Here is a 22808-nt window from a genome sequence, read left to right on the forward strand (position 1 = left end):
GATAGTCCCAAAACGACTGGCTATTAAATGCTCAAATCGACTTCCACGGACAACACTTAGAATTACTTATATTTTTTATAATGATTCCCAAATTGCTGCGATTCCTTGGCCGCCACCGATGCAAACGGCTGCTGCACCATACCTTTTATTACGTCTTTTTAACTCGTAAATAAGTGAATGTGTGATTCTTGTTCCGCTTGCTGCAAGTGGATGTCCAAGAGCAACAGCACCACCATTAACGTTTCCTATTTCCAAGTCAAATCCTAGTTCCTTCTGGCAAGCTAAATATTGTGCGGAGAAAGCCTCATTAATTTCGATCAAATCCAAATCTTCCAACTGTAAATTTGCTTTTTTCAATGCTCCTCTAATTGCCGGTACCGGACCAATCCCCATATATTTCGGGTCAACACCAACAACATCCCATGAAACAAGACGCGCAATCGGTTTCAATCCATTCTTCTCTGCATAATGGCTAGATGCAATAATCACTGCCGCTGCACCGTCAACCATTCCACTTGCATTTCCCGGCGTAACAACCCCTCCCACAACAAAACGGGCTTCCAGCTTCCCGAGCTTTTCCATAGTTGTCTCACGGATATGTTCGTCATGTTCAACGATGCTATCACCTTTACTTCCTTTTACATTTACAGAGACAATTTCTTCTTTAAAATAGCCTTTTTCTCTCGCTTTGATAGCGCGCTTATGACTGGACAGTGCATGGGCATCCACTTCTTCGCGTGTTATTTTATACTTTTCTGCAAGGTTTTCTGCGGTTTGCGACATTGTGTATCCAGCGTTCGTATCAAGTAAGCCATCCCATACCCAGTCTTCAACTATCGGTCCTCCAAGAGGGCTTCCCCATCTCGCACCGCGAATAACGTGAGGTACTTGGCTCATATTTTCAGTACCACCGGCCAAAACGACATTCGCTTCTCCTGTAAGAATATAGCGTGCACCAGTTAAAATTGCCTCAATACCAGTACCACAGACACGGTTGATTGTGACTGCAGGTACCTCAAGAGATGTACCAGCTTTCAAACCAACATGTCTTGCTAACATATGTGCATCTTTACTCGACTGCTGAACATTCCCGAATACGACTTGATCGATGTCATCCGGGTTGATATTTGATTTACGAATTGCTTCTTTTGCTGCGATTACACCTAGTTCTGTAGCCGTAATGTCACGGAATGAACCTGAAATTTTTGCAAATGGCGTACGTGCACCTTCTAATAAAACAATGTCTGTCATTCTATTCATTCCTTTCACTATTCTTCCACTAAAAAAAATGATTTACCTGAAAAATATTAATGAAAAATCTACTATTTGGATCCACTACTCTGGCATACGCTATCTTTGAGCGGTACCGAGCTTCCTGAGCCAATTGGAAGTTGGTCATGAAGGCGTCAGTCCACTCAGGATGACGCGACCCTAAGCAAGCCTTCTTCTCTTTCGCTTCGTGTAGGGGCTCGACTTTCTCTCTCATTCTGAATATTGGGAAAAATTTAGGTGTGTCGATTAAGCATTTTTATACATTTAAATGACTGATTTCCGCTACGGGCTACTCGCTTTCCTGTGGGCGGGAGTCTAGTAACCCTACACTATACTCAGCTAAAATAGGAATATACAGGCAAATGAAGCAACAAAAAAATTCCTTTTATTACTCAATAAAAAACCTATTTTTCCCCAATAACACAACTGTTAAAAATTCTCCTTTTCAGTTTTTCAGTACCTCTTCTTCGTATTAATTAAATCATATAGCGTTCTACCGCAATTACTCGATCAGCAATACGCCTTTTTGTTTCAACTATATTTTCTTTACTACTTGCAATCAGGCGTCCCGTTGCATGTGAGAACTCCTCATGATCGTTAAGATGATTAAGTAAATTTAACCCTGCAATTGCACTCCGTTGCGCAATTTCATGAATAAAGACTTTTGCACAATCTAATTTTTGTCCATTTTGTTCTTCCCCAGACTGCTTGATTGCTTTTTCAGCACGCAGGATGGCACTTTCACTTGTGTAAATACCAATTGCAAGATTTGCAAGGAATGCCGCAATTTCTTGCTCTTCATTCATATTATCGATACTAGCCTGATGAATCGCTTGGATTGTCACATGGTAATAATCCTTCAAAAGACGGAGTGTCTGTTTTTCATGTTGAAGTGGACCATTTTCAGGATGTACTGAATGATTTTTTGCAACATAACTTTTCAACAATGTAGAAGCTATTATGATTCTGTTTATTTCATTTGTACCTTCAAAAATTCGATTGATACGTGAATCACGGTAAAGAGTTTCTACCTCATATTCACCCATATAGCCATACCCACCATGAATTTGAACAGCTTCATCGATGACAAAATCTAGCGTTTCAGAAGACAAAACTTTATTCATCGAACATTCGACAGCAAAACCTGCAATCGTTTCACCATAACCCACACCGTTGTCTTTCATTTCCTCAAAACCTTTTTGCATTGCACCAGCCGTGCGATAGACGCTACTTTCATTGGCATATGTTTGAATCGTCATATCTGCAATTTTTTGTTTGATCAAATTAAAACTAGAAATTGACTTGTGAAACTGTTTACGCTCATTGGCATACTTTGTCGCAAGTTCAATCGATCGTTTGGAAATACCAAGTGTTGCTGAAGATAATTTAAAACGACCAATATTTAAGACATTAAAAGCGATGATATGACCACGACCAATTTCTCCAATCACATTTTCTACCGGTACTTTTACATTTTCCAAGATGAGTGAACGAGTTGACGATCCTTTCAGCCCCATTTTTTTCTCTTCAGGACCAGTCGTTAAACCCTCGTACTCTTTTTCAACGATAAATGTCGTTATTTTAGCGTCGCCTATTTTTGCATAAACAATAAAGATATCTGCAAATGCCGAATTTGTAATCCACTGTTTTTCTCCGTTCAGCACATAATATTTTCCATCAGCTGATAACTTGGCAGTTGTTTTCAGTCCCATTGCATCAGTTCCAGCAGATGGCTCCGTCAGCGCATACGCAGCAATCTTTTCTCCAGTTAATAAAACAGGCAAATATTTATCTTTTTGTTCCTTATTTCCAAAGTAAGCGATTGGTAGTGCCCCAATTCCAGTTTGTCCCCCAAATGTAATGGAAAAAGAACGGCTAATAGCCATCTTCTCAGAAATGATTGCGCCACACACTTTCCCGAGGTTCAATCCGCCATCTAGTTCCGGAATATCGGCACCGATTAGTCCAAGTTCTCCCGCTTCTTTAATAAGACGGACCGTTTCATCGAATTCTTGATTTTCAATTTTTTTTAGTGCAGGCATAACTTTATTCACCACAAACTTCTCAGTCATATCGGCAATCATTTTATGCTCTTCACTAAAATCTTCCGGTGTGAATATATCTTCTGGAACAATACTTCTGGATAAGAAGCTATTAGTCTCCTTTTCTTCTATCAACACTTTCTTTCACTCCTTCCATCTAGAAGTTTGGTTATTCACTGTCTTACCAAAGTTTTATAGAAAATGAAGAACCTGATGACTTTCTATATGAACGTTTCTATATTTATTAGTTTTATTAACGACCAGTATAAACCGGCTTTCTCTTCTCAACGAATGCATTCAACCCTTCTTTTCGATCTTCTGTTGAAAATGCATTACCAAAACATGCTGCTTCAATGATTAACCCAGACTCGATATCTGTATTACTTCCTGCATTGACGGCCTGTTTTACCATTTGCAGGGCAACTGGTGGCTTTTGAGCAAGTTTTTTTGCCCATTCTTTTGCAACAGGTATTACTTCTTCAGCTGGCACAACTTTATTTACAATACCCAATTCAAGTGCACGAACAGCATCGAACATTTCTCCAAAATAGAGGAGTTCTTTCGCTATCCCCTGCCCAACAATTTTAGGTAATCGCTGAGTGCCTCCTCCGCCAGGAATTATTCCAAGACCTACTTCAGGGAATGCGAACTTTGCTTTTTCAGTGCTAATACGTAAGTCACACACCAGAGCAAGTTCTAGTCCACCACCAAGTGCCATTCCATTCAACGCTGCTATGACTGGCTTAGTTGAATTTTCTATTTGTGTGAATACTGATCTAGATACTTTATTCATCTTATTGATTCCAACAAGATCCAATCCCGCCATTTCGGAAATATCTGCACCAGCAACAAATGCTTTTTCACCACTGCCAGTTAAAATAATTGCCCGAACATCATCCTCTTCATCCAACTTACTGAACACATCAGATAACTCATTGAAAACTTGAGTATTTAGAGGATTTACAGGTGGACGGTTAATCGTTATTGTAGCTATATTATTTTCAACTTCCACTAACAAAGATTTATATATCATTTTTCCACCAGCTCCTTTTTTTCTTTATAATCGTAAAATCCTGCTCCTGATTTCTTACCGAAACGACCAGCTCTCATCATTTGTTTCATTAGTAAAGGTGGTGCAAAGCGTGGATCGTTAAATTCATTGTTGAAATATTCCATTACATGGTAGCCGATATCGACACCAGCATAGTCTTGTAATTCAAATGGTCCCATAGGGTAGTTCAAGCCAAATTTCACTGCTTTATCAATATCTTCTGCAGATGCTACACCTTCTTCTAAAAGACGAATCGCCTCGATAAACTGAGGAATCATAATGCGGTTGACAATAAATCCAGGCGTATCTTTTTTGACTTCCACAACTTCTTTCCTTAGTTGAAGTGACAGCGCTTTCAAAGCAGACACTGTATCATCACTCGTTTCGTAACCGCGTACGATTTCTACTAGCTTCATTAATTGTGCAGGGTTGAAAAAATGCATACCTGCGACACGATCCGGACGTTTCGTTGCAGCCGCAATTTCTGTTATGGACATGGATGATGTATTCGTCGTTAATATGACATCGTCTCTAACAATTACATCAAGTTGTGAGAATACCTCTTTCTTTAAATCGAGATCTTCAAGAACTGCTTCAATAACAATATCGACATCTTTCAAATCTTCAAGCTTTGTAGTTGTCTGGATGCGCGTAAGTGTTTCCTGCTTTTGCTCCTCAGTCATTTTTCCTCGCTCAACACTTTTTGACATAAATTTATTAAGTCGAGCCATGGCCCCTTCTAAATACCTGTCTTCAATATCTCGCAAAACTACGTTAAAGCCATTTAATGCGGCAAGATTTGCAATACCTGCACCCATAGAACCAGCGCCGACTACACCAATTGTTTTAATGATCATTATTTATCTCCCCTAACTTTTTTCTATATTTTCATTATATACAGACAATTTTTCGCATTGTATCTACATAGTGTAGGAAAACGAGATCTTCTTTCATCAAATAATATGAATTTCTTACTTTTCATTCATAAGTGTTACCTTTGAAATCCCTTATATAAATCCATGAATCTTCATACCACCTTCTCCCTGATCATATTAGCCATAGGTAAACCTCTACAGGAATAAAGAATGCCTGGAAAATAAGAGACAATGGACAAAGGAAATAAGTTTTAACTCACATAAATCCCTTATTCAAGTCATCCTCCTTCTCAAAATAGAACTTTTCACATTACGATTCTCTTTTTCTATTACAATAATAAATAAAAAAAGCTGTACTGGAGGTAGCTCCGGTACAGCTTTTCTGTTGTAAGTTACGAAGTATAAATATGTTGTTTCATATTACAATAGATAAATCCTATTTCCATCTAGACCCACAGGTACGTGACCCATTTCAAGCAATTCAAGCAAAGGAATAAACAAATCTTCCTCACCTGCAAGTTCTGCTGTACAAACGAGAACTGCAATGTACATGGCGTGTCCTACAAAGAAATTAACCTGCTTTTCATCACCAAATTCTTGGAATGCTTTTTGAAATGTTGCATGAAAAACTGCTTGCGGTACGGATTCAATTGCTATTTTAAGCAAATCTGCTTGACCTGCTTCATCAATTTTTTTTTTCAATTGATCTGGAAGACCACTCAAAACTTTCCATAGGTTGCTATTATCAAATGTCAGTTTACTAATTGTTTCTGATGTCTGCTCTTTGGTTACCCACTGAATTTCGTAATCATCCACTTGCAACTTCTGCATTAAGCGTTGTAATGCTTCTTCGGCAATCTTTTCTTTATACCCTGCTTTTTCGTACCAGTCTATAGCAGATAATCGTTCAGCTATCTCATTGATTGACTGCGCTTTCGAACCAAACTTATTCTCACTAATCAACACCATGCGATAATCCTCCTTTTCAACTTCAAGTATTAATTACCATTAGTATTTTGTTGTCAGTTCAGGTGGACCGAATTTCGGACCATATGGACCTTCATCGAGCCAGCGTCCTAGAGTCGGAACGATTGAAACGAGTGAAGCTGCAAGTTCGCGCTTCATATTCATTTCTCGCGAATCGCCCTGTAAGTGATGAAGCGCAGTTGTCGATCCATCTCGATTCCACAATGCTGCAATTCTCCGTTCAGTGGCCGCTTCAACAATAGCTTGACAACGTTCTGCTTCACTAGTTGCTTTTATTGCCTGTTCGATACCACGAACTGCAATAATTGCATCAGGTATTCCAGAATTCAATCCACGTGCACCGAAAGGAGCGAATAAATGAGCTGCCTCTCCCGCTAGCAAGATACGGCGCTTTTCATCCGTAAATGAATCGACAACTACTTGATGGAAACGGTACGAGGACACCCAAGTAACTCGTTCTGCATATTTTGGATTCATCACTTTTGGAAGCCACTCTTTCACACTTTCTTCTGTGCCGTAATCTTCAACCTTATCTTCAGCTAACAATTGAAGATCGACACGCATGCCTCCCTTAAATGGAACAAACATTACGTTACGGCGTTCCATTGCCGGGTGCTGATAATGGAAGATCCGTTCAATAGACATTGGATCATTTTCATCCTCTTCAATATCAACGACTATGAATGTATCATTCGTACGCGGACCTTCAAATTGAATACCAGACTGTTCACGCACGACAGAGCGTGCACCATCGCAGCCGATTATATAATCTGCTTCCCAAATCTCACCAGAAGCCGTTGTTAACTTGACGCCTCCATCTGTAATGTCTAGATCCTTTGCAGATTCTCCCCATACAAATTCAACACCAGCCTCAGAACAAGCATTGTAAATATGCTTTTCTATCTTATGTTGATGAAGCGATGCAAAATGTGGTAATTTAGTCGGATCTTGAGTATTGGTTACCCCATAATTACGCACATAAACTTCTTTTCCACGGAATAAAGTTCTTTTGATTGGCCAAATAACTCCATCTTTGGACAATTCAAAACCAAGACCTTTTGATGTTTCTTCCAGTAACTTTAACGATGCCCCATGAATATAGATCGCTCGGCTACCAGCTCGCGGAGTATCCTTTTCTTGCGATTCAATTACTACACATGATATACCTTTTTTTTGAAGGGCCAATGCCGCAGTAAGTCCAACTGGTCCAGCTCCTACAACAATTACATTTCTTTTTTTCACATTCACCATTTATTACATCCCCTTTTTAAGCAATTGAAATAGTATTCAATCTGATTTTAGTGATCAAACTTCTATAAAAAAGGTCCATCACCATAAGGTGTGGTTGATTTCCGTTCCGACTGGGTGCTTTCCTAAGGGCGTCCGATGAGCCGCTTCGAGCAACAGATGTTTTTTGTGCGAAAGCGCAGTGCTAACGTAGCGATAGCAACAAGTGTTTTTTGCGCGAAAGCGAAGCGTCAGCAGCAAGTGTTTTTTGTGCGAAAGCGCAGCGTCAGCAACAAGTGTTTTTTGTGCGAAAGCGCAGCGTCAGCAACAAGTGTTTTTTGTGCGAAAGCGCAGCGTCAGCAACAAGTGTTTTTTGTGCGAAAGCGCAGTGCTAACGTAGCGATAGCAACAAGTGTTTTTTGCGCGAAAGCGAAGCGTCAGCAGCAAGTGTTTTTTGCGCGAAAGCGAAGCGTCAGCAGCAAGTGTTTTTTGTGCGAAAGCGCAGCGTCAGCAACAAGTGTTTTTGTGCGAAAGCGCAGCGTCAGCAACAAGTGTTTTTGTGCGAAAGCGCAGTGCTAACGTAGCGTCAGCAACAAGTGTTTTTTGCGCGAAAGCGAAGCGTCAGCAACAAGATGTTGGTCACAAAGGCGTTATCACAGGACGTGATGGTTTTAGCCTTCGTTCCCTTAGGTGCTCGCTCAGAGGCTCATCTGTACGCTGTCCCTAAGGAGTCGCCCAGACTTCACTCCAATCAACTAATATACAAGGCATATATTTAAAAAAATGTCCTCCACAACTTTTGGTAAAGAACCACAAAAAACCATAAATACTTTATAATACCCTTATCTTTTTAAAAAAAGAGATCTATATTAATTTTTAATGTTATAGGTCTCTTTATTTACTCAGTAAACTTCCAATCATTATTTTCAATACTTAAAACAGATATTCCATCAGGTTCAGGGCTTGCTTGTGATACACCAAAATCAAAAGTTCCCGTAGCCCCTAAATATTTTCCTAAATCGTTTTGTAAATAAGTATGAATATCTTCGGATGTTACATTTCCTGCTTTAATCGCTTTTACAACAACATTTATACCGTCCAAAAGATGTGCAGCGAATAAGTCTGGTTCACTATTAAATTCTTTTTTATATGCATCACTGAATGCCTTTAACATTTCTTTTTGATCCGAATCTGGCAATTGATCTATAACACTTAGTTTACTACCAACGACCATAATATTTTCATTGTCATCCTTCACTTGTTCCAAGAACCCTTGGTTTGCAGCAGCCGTACTTTGAATCATCGGAATGTCAAAATTCATCGCTTTAAAATTACGAGCGATAATTCCAGCTCCAGGTGTTCTCGACCAAACGATGATCGCTTCGGGATTCTTTTTACGAACTTTTGTCAATTGAATTGTCATATCTGTAGCAGTAGCATCGAACTCTTCATGAGCAATAATCTCGATGCCATTTTCCTTAGCCAACGCTTCAAATGCTGGCATACCAGTTACTCCGAAGCCGTCAGAAGCATTCACCCACGCTACTTTTTTAATATTATTCTTCTTTAAATATTCAACAATCGGCATTGCAATGACCGTTGTGCTTTGTGCCATGCTATATACATACTCACTTTCCGATTCAATCGGTGCAATTGTAAGTAATGGTAGTTTTTTCTCAATGGCTTTTGGTATAATGGCCATCGTAGTACTTGATTGAGTCGCTCCAACAACCGCTACAACATTTTCTGAAATTAATTTATCCATCGCGACTACCGCTTTTGTATCATTCGTTTCATAGTCTTGTTTGATAAGCTGAACTTTCTTACCATCAATTGGACCTGCTTCATCTAATTGTTTTTGTAATAATTCCACAGTCTTTGCTTGTGCACTACCAAGTGTTGATGCTGGACCTGTTTCAGCTACAATCACACCAATTTTTACAACTCCTTCCTCACTTTTCCCACCGCTTGTCTCCTCTGCATTCTCGATTCCACATCCCGCAACAACTAATAGAAAAACGAAAGATAAAATAGCAACTAGTTTACCTATAAAAAATTTTTTCATACAAACCCTTCACTCCCCCAATTTTTTTGTCAAAACAATTCGTTCACTTACCCTACCTTTATTCCTAGATATGCTGATTTCACTTCGGGATTCGAACTAATTTCTTCATTCGTGCCGTCCATTATGAATTTTCCTTGATCCATTACGTATGCACGATCAGCCACTTTTAACGCTGCTTTAACATTTTGTTCTACTAAAATGACCATTGTTCCCATTTCTTCTTTAATTCGCACTAAAATCTCTAAAATTTCATTCACTATTTTTGGTGCTAAACCCATCGATGGCTCATCTAGGAGAATTATTTTAGGATCAGACATGAGCGCACGTCCAATCGCAAGCATCTGCTGCTCCCCACCACTCAAATTCCCGCCAATCCTATGATAATGTTTTTTCAATCCTGGAAATAACTCCAGCATTCTGTCCAAATTCTCCTCTACATGTTTCCGGTCTTTATAGTATTTCGAGTAAATCCCTAACGTCAGGTTTTCCTTTACGGTGTGTCCTGGAAAAACTTGACGCCCCTCTGGAACAAGACATAAACCTTTCCCAACTATTTTGTGGGCAGGAAGACCACTAATTAACTCATCTTGAAGTATTACTTTTCCTTCGACTGGTGTGTAAAGGCCCGCTAATGTATTTAATAACGTACTTTTCCCTGCGCCATTAGCACCAATAATGGATACAATTTCTCCTTTGTCCACATGAAAGTCGAGCGAATGTAAAATTTGAATCTTCCCGATACGTGAACTAAGACTTTCAACTTTGAACATTAAATTGCCTCCTCTCCTAAATAAGCACTAATTACCTTTTCATTTTTTTGTATTTCATCGGGGGTACCTTCCGCAATCTTCGTCCCGAAATCAAGAACCACAATCCGATCGGCGAGTTGCATAATTGTCGCCATTTTATGCTCTACAAATAAAAATGAATGTCCTTTTTCTTTTAAATCACTAATATATCCTGCCATTGTATTTGTCTCGGCATCATTCAGGCCTGCCATTGGTTCGTCCAACATGATGAGCTGTGGTTTGTAAACAATTGCCCGTGCGAACTCCAACTTCTTTTGCAATCCATAAGATAGTTGTCCAGCTTGTTCATGTAATAGATCACTCATCTCCATCATCGTCAATACTTCATAAGCTGCTTTATATGCATATTCTTCATCTCTTTTTACCGTTGGAAGACGGAATCCAGCACTAAAAACGTTCGTTTTTATATTCACTGAAGTCCCCATCATCACGTTTTCCAAAACCGTCATATTACTGAAAATTTGCAAGTTTTGAAACGTCCTGGAGATCCCAAGGTGAGCCAAATCAAAAATTTTCCTCCCTGATATTTTTTTTCCTTTAAAAAGAACTTCTCCGTCAGTCGGTTGAATGTATGAAGAAATCATATTAAACAATGTCGTTTTCCCCGCTCCATTAGGGCCGATAACAGCTACAATTTCTCCTTCACCGACATGAAAGCTAACATCATTCACCGCTGTTACTCCACCGAACTTTTTTGTTAAACCGTTAACTTGGAGTAAATTGCCCATATCTAAACCCCTTTCTCAGAAGCAACATTTTTCTTAATGGTTACATCTTTTTTTATAGAGCTTTTAACAGGTGATATTTTCCTGACGTCTAGTATTCCAACCAAGCCTTTAGGTATGAAGATCATAACAAGTATTATGATTAAACCATAAACTACAATTTCGACTTCACCATTAATATTGAAATACGTATGCCCTACAAAACGAATTACTTCATTTAAAAACATGATCGAAGCCGTTCCGATAATTGCTCCCCAAATGGAATGGACACCACCGACCATCACCATGACAAGAAGTAAAATTGAAAATGAAATGTAAAATGTCGGTGGTGCGATAAAATTAATGTAATGCGCGTACAGACTACCCGCCAATGAAGCATACATAGCACTTAATGCGAAAATAGCTACTTTAAATTTTGTTACATTAACGCCTAGTGTCTCCGTTCCAATTTCACTATCATGAATGCTTCGTAATATCCTCCCAACACTCGAACGAATAATATTAGTAGAAAACAAGATAACAACAAAGACAATACTCCAAACAAAGAAGTAGAAGTTCACTTGGTTTCCTAAGTCCAGTCCCAGTAATGATAAATTTGGAATACCGACTAATCCACCAGCTCCCCCTGTATAATCGCTTAGCCCCACCAATAAAATGTATACAATGATGTTAATCGCAATAGTAGCCAATGCCAAAATATGGCCTTTTAGTTTTAGAACTTGCATCCCTATTAAATAAGCAATGATGAACGTCGCGACCATTCCAATTCCCATCGCAACCCATGGTGATACGCTATATTTAACTGTTAAGACACCGGAAACATATGCGCCAATTCCGACAAATGCAGCGTGTCCTATCGAAATTTGCCCGGCGTAACCTATAAGTAAACTTAGACCAATGGTGATGATGCAATAAATCCCGATTAAAATCAAAAGCGTAAATACGTATTGCGAACTTACAACTAGTGGTAATATCAAAATCAATGCAATAAATCCTAAAAAGCTTTTCCAGCGCCTTCCATATAAAATTGTTTCTACTTTCTCCACTATATATCCCCCCCTATTAAACACGTTCTCCAGTTGCCTTTGTAAACAATCCTTGTGGTCTGAAAAATAAAACGAGCAATAAGAAACCAAATGCCAATGCGTCCGTATAATAAGTAGAGATGTACCCGCCCGAAAATGCTTCAATGACGCCCAATAATAATCCGCCTGCAACAGCTCCAGGTATGCTGTGCATTCCGCCGAAAATCATTGCTACAAAACCTTTTATACCGAGAAAAAAGCCCATTTCATAAGTTGCATCTGTCAGTGGGGCAATCATGACACCTGCTATAGCGCCTAATCCAGCAGCAATTGTAAAAGCAATCATAGACATCGTTTTTGTGTTGATCCCCATTAAGCTTGCAGCACGTGGATTTTTTTCACTTGCGCGTAAAGCAGAACCGAGAAATGTTTTTTCAAAAAACCAATAAAGCACTATTAAAAGTGCAAGTAATACTACAAGAATCCATAAACTTTGCGAATTTACGACAGCCCCAAAAAATTCGATTGACTTACTTTCAACTAACGGTGGCAGAGATTTAGGAGATGTTCCCCATATGATCAAACCCATTCCTTTTAAAAAAGTTGAAACACCTAATGTAATAACAACCAACACTATCGGCGTTGCTTTACCAGCAGGATTTATAGCGAATCTTTCAACCGCTAAGCCGATAAAGGCCGTAAGCAAAATCGCAAGTGGAATTGCACCTAAGATTGGGATACCCAAATTGACAAATGTGACACAAGATAATGCTCCAATCATTGCAAATTCTCCTTGCGCCAAATTCAATACCCCTGTAACGTTATAAATTGTGACAAACCCAATAGCTAATAATGCATAAATACTCCCCACAGTTAGTCCAGTAATTAAGTATTGTAAAAACAAATCCATCTGATATAACCCCTTTCGAAATAGCTCTAAATTATTGTCGGTTTTGAAAATGATGACAAAAATCACTTTCTTACTATCCGTCCATTTCTCCTTCACTATTAAGTTATTGGTACTACGGTTCCGACAAGACCCCCACAAAAAAGATAACGCTTTCATAAAAATAAAATTAAAGCAATTAGACTCTTTTATATTTCCTAATATAGAAGACTCTGAAAAACTCAAACCCTCAACTTTTGTATGATCCGTTTGTCTTCCGCATTAAAAGACTATCTCCATTCCTACCTGATCATATTTTTTGATGTACTGTTAGTTTTTCACGAATATGTTCTGGAATTGCAAATGCTTTTGGTTTCTCTTTAAATGAAGTCCAAGCACGTAATGTGTACCCTTCAGCAATCAATGTCTCTCCACGATAAAATGTATGAGATAATTTAAATACTTTATTGTGAAGCTCGATGACTTCCGTTTTCACATTAACCTCATCTTCGAAAAAAAGTGGCGTCTTAAATTCGCATTTAGAATCTAAAAGTGGCGTCGAAATTTTTTCTATGGATAATAACTCAGATGTTGGATGTCCCAACTCGGCAAAAAATTCATGCATTGCTTCGTCCATCCACCTATAAAAATTTGGAAAAAAAACAATTCCCGCAGCATCCGTATCGCCAAATCTTACTTTAAACGAGTAATCTACAGCCATTTTATCCCCCCTGATTTTGAATAAATCTTGTATCTACAAACAACTTGCATCGATTTTACTCTTTAATCCAATAGTCTTTTTATGCATTAAAACATTTGCAATATTTCACTTTTTTGTAACTATTCTGTAACAATGTAACAATTTTTATTGTTATCGTAATTATATTTTTCAATCATTTTATTTGAAACGTACACTCTGTAGGAATCATTCTATTTTTTTCATCAAAATTGTTAAATAAAAAAATAAACCGACCCATAAAAATCAGGGGGGCAAAAAAAAACCTATACTGCGACAATTAAATCGACTAAACAAAAAATCAAGAAGTGATTCAAAAAAGTGAGGAATTTTAAGGGAATGCGAAATCACGCTATAAAATTGAAGCGAAAAATAGTGAGTTCAGAGGCACGGTTATGATGTGGCACCATCTGTGAATCTATTTAGTATGTAAAATGCAAGGGGCCCTGCCATATTGACAGTAAATCTCAAAAGAATTATGACTTTAATGAAGATGACGGTGTAAAAAATATGAAAAGGAAAAAAGGCAATTCGTTCGGTTTTGAACGAATTGCCTTTTTTTGATTTAGCTCACACTTACAAGGGCCACATTAAAAGATCTGTCGATTTAAATCGTATAGTTTGATTGCCATCATTAAGTTAAAACGTGTCTCTGAATCATTTAAATCTATTTCCAGTAGACTCTCAATCTTTTCTAAACGGTAAAGTAACGAGCTTCGATGTATAAATAACTCATCAGAGGTACCTTTTGCATTGCCGTTATTCTGCAAGTAAGTGCTGAGTGTTTGAAGCAGATCAACATTCTTTTTATCTGTAAAATCAAGCAATATGCCCAACTGACTTTTAATGAATGTAGTGACAACTGAAGAGTTTAGATCATGCAGGATTGTGTATGATCCTATTTCTTCAAACAATGAATAGCCCTTAGATTTAAATCGGCTTTTAACGACATTTAATACTTGCAATGATTGTTCGTAACTATTGAAATACTCATTCATATTTTCTACCTTACTCCCAATGCCTAAGTAAACTTCACACTTTATCATACTTTTGGATACTGCTTTTCTTACTCTTTTGTAAAAATCCGCCCAAAACTGTTTACGATTTTTTTCATCCTCTATCGGCACAATGAATAAATAGTGTTCACTCAATGTAGCCATTAAAATTTTCTTCGATTTCAGCGTAATTCCTTCATTAATGTAATCCCAAACAATCGATTTTTTTACTGTTTGCTCAAATAAATTCAGTCCAGCTACTTCAGATTCAGCCAAGTCGATTGACAAATTTGCTACACGATGAGGCTTAAAAATATCCCATTGAAAAAGATTTGCATATTGCAAAATACTTTGGTCATCCTCAATATTTTTCACAAGTAATTTACTCATCAATGTATCTTTCGCCTGTTTATCGGCATCCAACACAAGTTTCTGCTTGATGAACTGAATGGAACAAATATTTCTTGAAAGTTCCACAGTCAATTGATCAAATTCATCTAAATCTCCATTATTTATGCAAATTGCCAGATAGCCCAATAGCGCATTCACACCATTGATTGGCGAAATCAAAAAGGGAGGCCCGCCTTGTTCCAATATTTTAAACGTCCCTGTCCTTATACGTTCATTTTCCAATACCTCTCTCAACTTACCAATATCCCCTAATTCACTTTCTTCAATTTTGTATGATATAGGATGGAAAAAACGATCTAATAAAATCACTGAACCACAATATAATTCAGCTAACATTTTCGTTACACCGTGAAAATCATCAGTGACAACCGTTTCTTTCACAAGAGCTTGCTGATAATCGAGGAGGATTTGTAACCGTTTACGATTATCTTTCTCTAAATTGTAAAGTAGCGCATTTTTGAGCAAAATCGCTATATGATCACTTAATAATTTCAGTGTATTTACATCGTCTTCTGAAAATAGGAGATTGCCATTCTTATTTCCTACTTGCAGAACACCGATTGTTTTCAAATCAACGATAATCGGGATCGTTATTTGATGCCCACCCGATTTTTCGATGAATGGAAAATACTCTTTAAATGTATTTTTATGATCCACTATAATCTTTTCATCGAAATCTTTAATACCAAATATAGGGACTTGTAAATCAAAACAATTTTCTTTTTCATTAAATAAATAGATACAGGCAGATTGTGCATTTGTCCCTAGTCCAGCTTGGGTAGTAAATTCATTTATATTCTCCTTGAGTGACTGATTAATTGATAAGTTTCGACTAATCCACTCAATTCCCTCAATTTTTCTTAATTGCTGGTCCTTACGTCTTGCCAAAGAAATCGCAATCGCAACATCTTTACCGAACTCATCAAATATTTTATCCATTTCAAGCAAAGGTACATAGGTAAAAAATCCGATAATACAATATCCAAATCGATGTACATCATCTGTAAGAGGCACTGTAAACCATGTTTTTACACCCGTTTCTTTTAACTTAGCCATTAATAGACAGTCTTCCTGTTTGTTCGTTTCTTTACTATGTAAACTTTGCTCAAGTATTAGCGGTGAGCATTTTTCTATTTCCATAGGAAAAACATGACTAAACTCATTCGCATTTCCACCCCATGCTTTCGGTACGAATTCATCAGCATCCGCCAAAATCACACCAACAAAATCACAATATAGCTCTGATTTAAATGACTCTATTAAATAATGAATCGCTTCTTCTTCCGTCCCCATTTTAATCAATTGCCTCGATGTCATTCGCAAATGATGTTCAAGTCTATTTATAATCTTTTCTTTATTCGCCCCCATGTATAAGTTCCCCCTTATTGTCTAAAAGCATATTTGTAATTAACTATTCGACATGAGAAGTGGTACTACCTTTTTTGATACGCCGCTTCTAGTTGAATGGGTTATACTAGAAAAATAGACCATTGCAACAAAAAAAGAACGTTTGTTTGTAAACTTAGATTATTAACTAAGAGCCGTTAGCTGTCATCGTTAGCGTTTTAACAACGTTTTTCATTACCGTTCAAATAGCGTTGAATAGCTTGTCGTTTTTCTTCTGCAATAAATTTAGACAAAAAAACTGCAACTCCAATTGTTAGATGGTGTGTCTAATAATTGGGGTGCAGTTCATAGGAAAACGAGGTACTTTTTATAAATCTCTATTATTAACGATCAATCTTTTTTACAAAGCTACTCTCTCCCCTAGTAACCGGAAGCGAGTATATGGGCATTGATTTTAAGAAGCATCTTCAAACTGACTATTATATAGATCCGCATAGAATCCTTTTTCTGCAATCAGCTCTTCATGATTACCGCTTTCAATAATATCTCCGTCTTTCATAACTAAAATTAAATCGGCGTTTTTAATTGTTGAAAGTCTATGCGCAATGACAAATGATGTTCGGCCCACCATCAATTTATCCATTGCTTTTTGAATAAGTGCTTCTGTACGCGTATCAACGGAACTAGTAGCCTCATCTAAAATAAGCAACGGTGCTTTTTTAACCATAGCTCTTGCAATGGTAATAAGCTGTTTCTGTCCGACAGATAAACTTGTATTATCGTTTAATACTGTATCATAACCTTTCGGCAACGTTCTAATAAAGTGGTGCAAACCTACCGCCTTACAAGCTGCAACTACTTCTTCGTCGGTTACATGATCTTTGTTATAAATGATATTTTCCTTAATGGTACCTTCGAATAACCAAGTATCTTGCAGCACCATGCAAAATAAGTCATGAACATTTTTACGAGTAATGGACTTAGTCGGTACATCCTCAATCATGATTTCCCCGCTGTCTACCTCATAGAAACGCATGAGTAGATTAACAAGTGTTGTTTTCCCAGCCCCTGTAGGTCCGACGATTGCCACTTTTTGACCGGCTTTTATTTGAGCAGAGAAATCTTTAATTATAAGTTTCTCTTTCGTATATCCGAACTTCACGTTTTCAAATTTCACATTACCTTTAACATCTTTAGCATCTAAAATGGCTTTCTTATCACTTTCATCTTTAAGCTCCTCTTCTTGTAAGAACTCAAATACACGTTCGCTCGCTGCGGCTGTTGACTGCAAGCTTGTTGCTGCCTGTGCTAGCTGAGACAACGGCTGCGTAAATAAGCGGATATAAACCATAAATGAAACAATAACACCAAATGTAATAGAACCTTTCACTGTTAGTGCGGCACCTACTACACAAACAACAACATAACCTAAATTTCCAATAAAAATCATAAGAGGCATCATCATGCCCGACATAAACTGTGCTCGCCAAGCGCTATTAAATAGACTTTCATTGATTTCATTAAATTCTTGCTTGGCTACTTTTTCACCGTTATAAACTTTCATTACACTATGCCCTGAATAGATTTCTTCAATATGGCCATTTATTCTACCAAGGTCTTGCTGCTGACGAACGAAGTACTTGCGAGATTTGGATATAATAAAGGTCATGAATACAAATCCAATGAAAGTTGCAGCAATGGCAGAAAGAGCCATCGTAACATTAATATAGAACATCATTATCAAAGATCCAAAGAACATTACTGCCGCTGATACTAACGAACCGATACTTTGGTTTAGAGACTGTCCAATCATATCCACATCATTCGTGACACGGCTTAACACATCGCCGTTGGTTGTAGAATCAAAGTATTTCAACGGTAATCTATCGATTTTGTTCGAGATATCTGTCCGTAATCTTTTGGAAACTCTCTGCGTAATAGTAGCCATAATAAACGCTTGAATATAATTGAAGATAAAACTCAACCCATACAAAATAGCAAGGAACAGACCAATTTTTCCGATAGCCGTAATATCAATCTCACCAGCCATGCCTTCCATTATCAAATCGGTGATCTCACTAAGTTTATTGGGTCCAATAATCGTAAAAATTGTTCCTACAACTGCTAATACAAGTGCAAAGATAATCGCTGGCAAATAAGGTTTACAATAGGCAATCAACTTCCCCCAAGGCTTTTTAAAATTCTTTGGCTTTTCTCCAGGAGCCATCATATGACCTGGACCACCTGGACCTTTTCGGGGCTTATTTTGTGTATTAGTCATTTTCCAACTCCTCCTTCGATAGCTGCGAATAAGCAATTTCCTGATAAGTGTTACAAGTTTTCAATAATTCACTATGTTTTCCCATACCAACAATTTTACCTTCATCAAGAACAATAATTTTATCAGCATCTTTAATTGTTCCAATTCGCTGTGCCACAATTAAAGAGGTTGCACCTTTTGTCTCTTTTTTCAATGTAGAACGAAGTTGACGGTCCGTTTTATAATCTAAGGCAGAGAACGAATCATCAAAAATAAAGATTTCAGGATTTCTATTAACTGCCCTTGCAATCGAAATACGCTGTTTCTGTCCTCCCGAAAGATTTGTACCACCTTGGGCGATCGCCGCTTCATATTCGCCTTCCATTGTCTCCACAAATTCCTTACCTTGGGCAATTTCCACTGCTTTTTTGATTCCTTCATCTGTTGAAGGGATCTGGCCGTTTTCACCGTAGGCAACATTAGATTTTACCGTACCTGAAAATAATACAGCTTTTTGAGAAACGTAGCCCAGCTTATTATAAAGAGCTTCTTGTGCATATTCTTTTACATTAATACCGTCGACTAATACCTCTCCCTCCGTAGCATCGTAAAATCTTGGGATTAAATTAATTAACGTACTCTTACCACTACCCGTAGAACCGATAAAAGCAACAGTTTCGCCTTTATGTGCTGTAAAACTAATATCCTTTAAAACATAGTCTTCTGCATCAGGATATTTAAAACTAACATTACGTAGTTCGATTTCACCTTCGATTCCTTTAGGCGACGATTTTATGTCTCCATCAATAATTGTCTGAGGTGTATTTAGTACTTCATTAATACGTGCTGCAGATACTGCTGCTCTCGGTAGCAAAATGAATGTCATTGATAATAGCATAAATGCCATAACTACCTGCATTGCATAAGATGAAAATACGACCATATCACTAAACTTACCGATTCTATCCATACCCGCTGCATTATTAATTACATGCGCTCCAATCCAATAGATTGCAAGAGTTAAACCTGACATAATCAGACCCATCCCCGGCTGCATAAGGGCCATAAGGCGGTTCACAAAAAGGTTTGTATCTGTTAAGTTTTTATTTACTTGTTCAAATTTTTCTTCCTGATACCCTTGTGCGTTATAAGCATGAACAACACGAATACCAGTTAAACCTTCTCTTGTTACTCGGTTAAGATTATCTGTCAGTTTTTGAACGACTTTAAATTTCGGTAGCACAAAGATGATTAGGTTACCTATCAAAATAAGTAAAACAATGACAGCTACTCCTGTTGCCGCTGACCACTCCCAACTTTTCCCCATAATCTTCAAAATAGCCCACGTTGCAAGGATAGGAGCCTTGATCATAACTTGAAGACCCATTGCAACAGTTTGCTGTATTTGCGTAATATCATTTGTAGAACGAGTAATAAGACTTGCGATTGAAAAACCATTAATCTCCTCCATAGAGAAAGATAAAGTTTTGTCAAATACTCCTTTTCGCAATTCCTTTGAAAGAGACGTTGCTACCTTTGCCGCAAAATAACCAACAATGACAGCCAATATCATACTGCCAAGGGCACATAAAAGCATCTTCCCTCCAGCTGACCATATCTCGCTCGTTTTACTGCCCTCTGTTTGGACAAGTGTCGTAATTTTAGACATATAATCCGGCAACTTCAAATCTAGCCAAACTTGCCCTACAATGAACACAATGCTGGCAACGATTAGCGTCCATTCTTTTGGTTTTAAGTATTTAAATATTTTCAACATGTTTGCAGTCCTCCTTATTTAGTTAGCGTGCTAACTATATAGTAATAAAAACATCAAAATAGCATCTTCTTCAAGATTCAATATTCTCTTTCATAGCATCCATCACTTCAAAAAAAACTTCAAGTTTCTCTTCAGGGATACCTGTTAGTAATTTTCGTTCAAGTATTGCTCTACGAGTTTCGATGCCGTCATGTATTCTCAGCGCTTCTTCTGTTAAGACAATTTTTTTTAGTCTTGTATCGTAAGGAACTGATTGCCTTGTAATCAAACCATTACTTTCCATGGATTTTAGTACTCTAGACGCTGTTGATTTACGAATAGAAAATGCTCTTTCAAAATCCTTTTGAAACACATCTTTATCTTGGTTTTTGTAAAGATAACTAATTGTCCAACCGTGCATGGCAGTAAGGTTATCTTTTTCCGGTAATGTAGTACATGTGGTTTGATCCAATTGTCTTCTCATTAAAAGAGACAATGTACGCAACTCTAATCCAACCGATCTCCTTTTACTCAATTTTTCTACCTCCAAAATGTTAACGTCTAAACAATAGTATTTAAAAATAGCATCCTCCACAAATGGCGTATTTAACTCAAGACATAACAAATATTTCGTAAAGATGTTTATGTCCTTAGGTGAAAATAGGTCACTTACAGACGTATTAATTTTGCCATATTGTTTGCAAAAAATGCAACAATAAAACCAAACCACTTACTGGTTATAAAAATAAGTGGTTTTGCTTTGAAATAAAGTATGCTTATAAATGTCAAAATAATAAAGTACATAGTGTTAGTCTAAGCCTGAGTACGTGAATAAAGGACAGCTTGGCATAGAATTATTCGCTCGCCAGACCCCCGCTATATTTATAACGGATTACCGAAAATACTAGAAACAAATATAAGTCTTATAGCAGTTGGCGTGTTGTGTCCTAGTCTCAATTCTTTAGGGAGTTATGAGTCTTCGTTGGGGGATTATGGTGCTAGGAAGCGCCAATGGACAATGGTATGACGAACCGACACCCGCAGAAGAATAGAAATCAGACTAGTTTTATCCGTACTATTGATAGAATAGCTGAAGATGAAATGAAAGCAATAAATGGAGTTAAGCTTCTAGCTAAGTATGAGATTATTATAAAAAAGTTTGATCAATGAGATGAGCCTTAAGGCACCCCGTCAATTTAACAAGTAATTTGAAACCATCCTGTTTCTGATGGGAAATCTTTTCTGGATAAATTATGACCTGAAATTAATTGACGATACGAAGTCATGGTACCATCGTGGGAAACAATATATATCTTTTCTTTTTGTAACAGCTTGCACTTGATAATAAATTCTTCTGCAATTTTTATGAATTTATTTTCAGGCATTACATTTATTCCATCTGACCATAAATCTAGGGGGACATTAATATCAATTTCGAAAGTTGGAAAATCTTTTTGGATTATTTCTAAATCAAGTATTTTATCACAAGGCAATGTGCTTTTATCATGTAATAAAGGAAACAGCCGTGGTGAAACGAAAGGACTTACAATCTTACGACAATCTATATTTTCACTCCAAATAAATGCTGTTCGCAGAGTTCTTCTAGTAGGACTTATGATTATAATATCATCATTAGTTAAAGGGAATTGATTTCTTAACAGTTTTGCTTGCTTCTCCCCTTTAGGTGTTAATGATGGGTCTTTAATCTGTAAGCTTTTTGGCATATCTAATGTATGTTCACCTTGACCGTGACGAATAAATACTAGATCCATCTAATCACCACTCCTCATATTTGAATATCTTTCTTCAAATAACCTACGTACATTAATGGAATAAAAAACCTCAGCTATATTATCTTGAGCAAATGCATTGCGACCTTTTTTAAAACGTCGCAACTTTGTTTAAAATCTACACAAGACTTTAGCCTTCTCTCCTGCAACCCTAGTTTCTTTAAATGAAATGCTCTTTTTTATGTTACTGACAATATCCAAAGAATATCATGTACTTAAAGAGTCATTTCCAATAAAATGGTATATACAAAGCCAAATGATTGTGAAAAGAGGAATTTTCATGGAAGATGTAAAAAACTGCAAGTCCTTACTAATAACAATTGGTTGGATTAATGCTTTGTTTGCATTTGTCTTTTTTCAATTGTTTTGTGGTATCATTGCCGTTTGCATGGGTATCGTTTTAAAAAGTGATTATCATGCCGAAAAACATGGGCTTATCTTAATTATTGTAGGGATCATAGGTGGGATCGCCGGATGGATACTCAATTATTTATACTTTTAGGCTACAAAAGAGTATTAAGCAAAAAAAGTATGTTAAGACATGATCTG

The 22808-nt window shown here is 37.4% G+C and carries 19 protein-coding genes; 2 read left to right on the top strand and 17 right to left on the bottom strand.

What is annotated here, in order from left to right; all coding sequences use genetic code 11:
• Nucleotides 1–75: 75 nt before the first annotated feature.
• The 6 genes from BFJ97_RS15125 to BFJ97_RS15150 all read right to left on the bottom strand — a co-directional run bounded on the left by BFJ97_RS15125 (nt 76) and on the right by BFJ97_RS15150 (nt 7478).
• Nucleotides 76–1251 carry an acetyl-CoA C-acetyltransferase gene (locus BFJ97_RS15125; RefSeq protein ID WP_068985486.1) on the bottom strand — a complete coding sequence of 392 codons (1176 nt, stop codon included), beginning with the start codon at nt 1249–1251 and terminating at the stop codon, nt 76–78.
• Between the two features lie 497 nt (nt 1252–1748).
• Complete coding sequence (locus BFJ97_RS15130; protein WP_439098002.1) at nt 1749–3449, bottom strand: acyl-CoA dehydrogenase family protein; 1701 nt, start codon at nt 3447–3449, stop codon at nt 1749–1751.
• A 118-nt stretch (nt 3450–3567) separates the two neighbouring features.
• On the bottom strand, nt 3568–4347 hold the full coding sequence (locus BFJ97_RS15135; RefSeq protein ID WP_068985488.1) for an enoyl-CoA hydratase/isomerase family protein: 780 nt from the start codon (nt 4345–4347) through the stop codon (nt 3568–3570).
• Nucleotides 4344–5222 carry a 3-hydroxyacyl-CoA dehydrogenase family protein gene (locus BFJ97_RS15140; protein WP_068985489.1) on the bottom strand — a complete coding sequence of 293 codons (879 nt, stop codon included), beginning with the start codon at nt 5220–5222 and terminating at the stop codon, nt 4344–4346. Before BFJ97_RS15140 ends, BFJ97_RS15135 begins: the two co-directional genes overlap by 4 nt.
• Nucleotides 5223–5660: 438 nt before the next feature.
• The gene (locus tag BFJ97_RS15145) at nt 5661–6209 is read right to left on the bottom strand and encodes a hypothetical protein (RefSeq protein WP_068985490.1); all 549 of its coding nucleotides are present in this window, start codon (nt 6207–6209) and stop codon (nt 5661–5663) included.
• Nucleotides 6210–6248: 39 nt separating this feature from the next.
• The gene (locus BFJ97_RS15150; RefSeq protein WP_068985491.1) at nt 6249–7478 is read right to left on the bottom strand and encodes an FAD-dependent oxidoreductase; all 1230 of its coding nucleotides are present in this window, start codon (nt 7476–7478) and stop codon (nt 6249–6251) included.
• A gap of 135 nt (nt 7479–7613) precedes the next feature.
• Between BFJ97_RS15150 and BFJ97_RS24250 the strand changes: the two genes are divergently transcribed.
• The gene (locus BFJ97_RS24250; RefSeq protein WP_139114456.1) at nt 7614–8033 is read left to right on the top strand and encodes a hypothetical protein; all 420 of its coding nucleotides are present in this window, start codon (nt 7614–7616) and stop codon (nt 8031–8033) included.
• Nucleotides 8034–8352: 319 nt separating this feature from the next.
• On the opposite strand, the gene BFJ97_RS15160 is transcribed toward BFJ97_RS24250, so the two are convergent.
• The 11 genes from BFJ97_RS15160 to BFJ97_RS15210 all read right to left on the bottom strand — a co-directional run bounded on the left by BFJ97_RS15160 (nt 8353) and on the right by BFJ97_RS15210 (nt 22241).
• Nucleotides 8353–9519 carry an ABC transporter substrate-binding protein gene (locus BFJ97_RS15160; protein ID WP_068985493.1) on the bottom strand — a complete coding sequence of 389 codons (1167 nt, stop codon included), beginning with the start codon at nt 9517–9519 and terminating at the stop codon, nt 8353–8355.
• A 47-nt stretch (nt 9520–9566) separates the two neighbouring features.
• Complete coding sequence (locus BFJ97_RS15165) at nt 9567–10289, bottom strand: ABC transporter ATP-binding protein (protein WP_068985494.1); 723 nt, start codon at nt 10287–10289, stop codon at nt 9567–9569.
• Entirely contained in the window at nt 10289–11056 is a 768-nt protein-coding gene (locus BFJ97_RS15170; protein WP_068985495.1) for an ABC transporter ATP-binding protein, read from the bottom strand. Before BFJ97_RS15170 ends, BFJ97_RS15165 begins: the two co-directional genes overlap by 1 nt.
• A gap of 2 nt (nt 11057–11058) precedes the next feature.
• A complete protein-coding gene (locus BFJ97_RS15175; protein WP_175401772.1) occupies nt 11059–12099 on the bottom strand; it encodes a branched-chain amino acid ABC transporter permease in 1041 nt (346 codons plus the stop codon).
• 16 nt (nt 12100–12115) lie between these two features.
• Complete coding sequence (locus BFJ97_RS15180) at nt 12116–12988, bottom strand: branched-chain amino acid ABC transporter permease (RefSeq protein WP_068985496.1); 873 nt, start codon at nt 12986–12988, stop codon at nt 12116–12118.
• Nucleotides 12989–13274: 286 nt separating this feature from the next.
• Nucleotides 13275–13685: an acyl-CoA thioesterase gene (locus BFJ97_RS15185; protein ID WP_068985497.1), complete on the bottom strand. Its 411-nt coding sequence runs from the start codon at nt 13683–13685 to the stop codon at nt 13275–13277.
• Nucleotides 13686–14290: 605 nt separating this feature from the next.
• A complete protein-coding gene (locus BFJ97_RS15190) occupies nt 14291–16474 on the bottom strand; it encodes a helix-turn-helix domain-containing protein (RefSeq protein WP_068985498.1) in 2184 nt (727 codons plus the stop codon).
• Between the two features lie 433 nt (nt 16475–16907).
• Nucleotides 16908–18734 (bottom strand): ABC transporter ATP-binding protein, encoded by a 1827-nt coding sequence (locus tag BFJ97_RS15195; RefSeq protein WP_068985499.1) that lies wholly within the window; start codon nt 18732–18734, stop codon nt 16908–16910.
• A complete protein-coding gene (locus tag BFJ97_RS15200) occupies nt 18727–20490 on the bottom strand; it encodes an ABC transporter ATP-binding protein (RefSeq protein ID WP_068985500.1) in 1764 nt (587 codons plus the stop codon). The genes BFJ97_RS15195 and BFJ97_RS15200 overlap by 8 nt, the downstream gene beginning before the upstream one ends.
• Nucleotides 20491–20560: 70 nt before the next feature.
• Nucleotides 20561–21004 (bottom strand): MarR family winged helix-turn-helix transcriptional regulator, encoded by a 444-nt coding sequence (locus BFJ97_RS15205; RefSeq protein ID WP_083227061.1) that lies wholly within the window; start codon nt 21002–21004, stop codon nt 20561–20563.
• Nucleotides 21005–21665: 661 nt separating this feature from the next.
• Complete coding sequence (locus BFJ97_RS15210) at nt 21666–22241, bottom strand: phosphoglycerate mutase family protein (RefSeq protein WP_068985501.1); 576 nt, start codon at nt 22239–22241, stop codon at nt 21666–21668.
• Nucleotides 22242–22539: 298 nt separating this feature from the next.
• Here BFJ97_RS15210 and BFJ97_RS15215 point away from each other — a divergent pair, with 298 nt between their 5' ends.
• Entirely contained in the window at nt 22540–22761 is a 222-nt protein-coding gene (locus tag BFJ97_RS15215; RefSeq protein ID WP_068985502.1) for a hypothetical protein, read from the top strand.
• Nucleotides 22762–22808 lie beyond the last annotated feature (47 nt).

It is taken from the genome of Lysinibacillus xylanilyticus (assembly GCF_001708185.1).
Taxonomy (GTDB): domain Bacteria; phylum Bacillota; class Bacilli; order Bacillales_A; family Planococcaceae; genus Lysinibacillus; species Lysinibacillus xylanilyticus_A.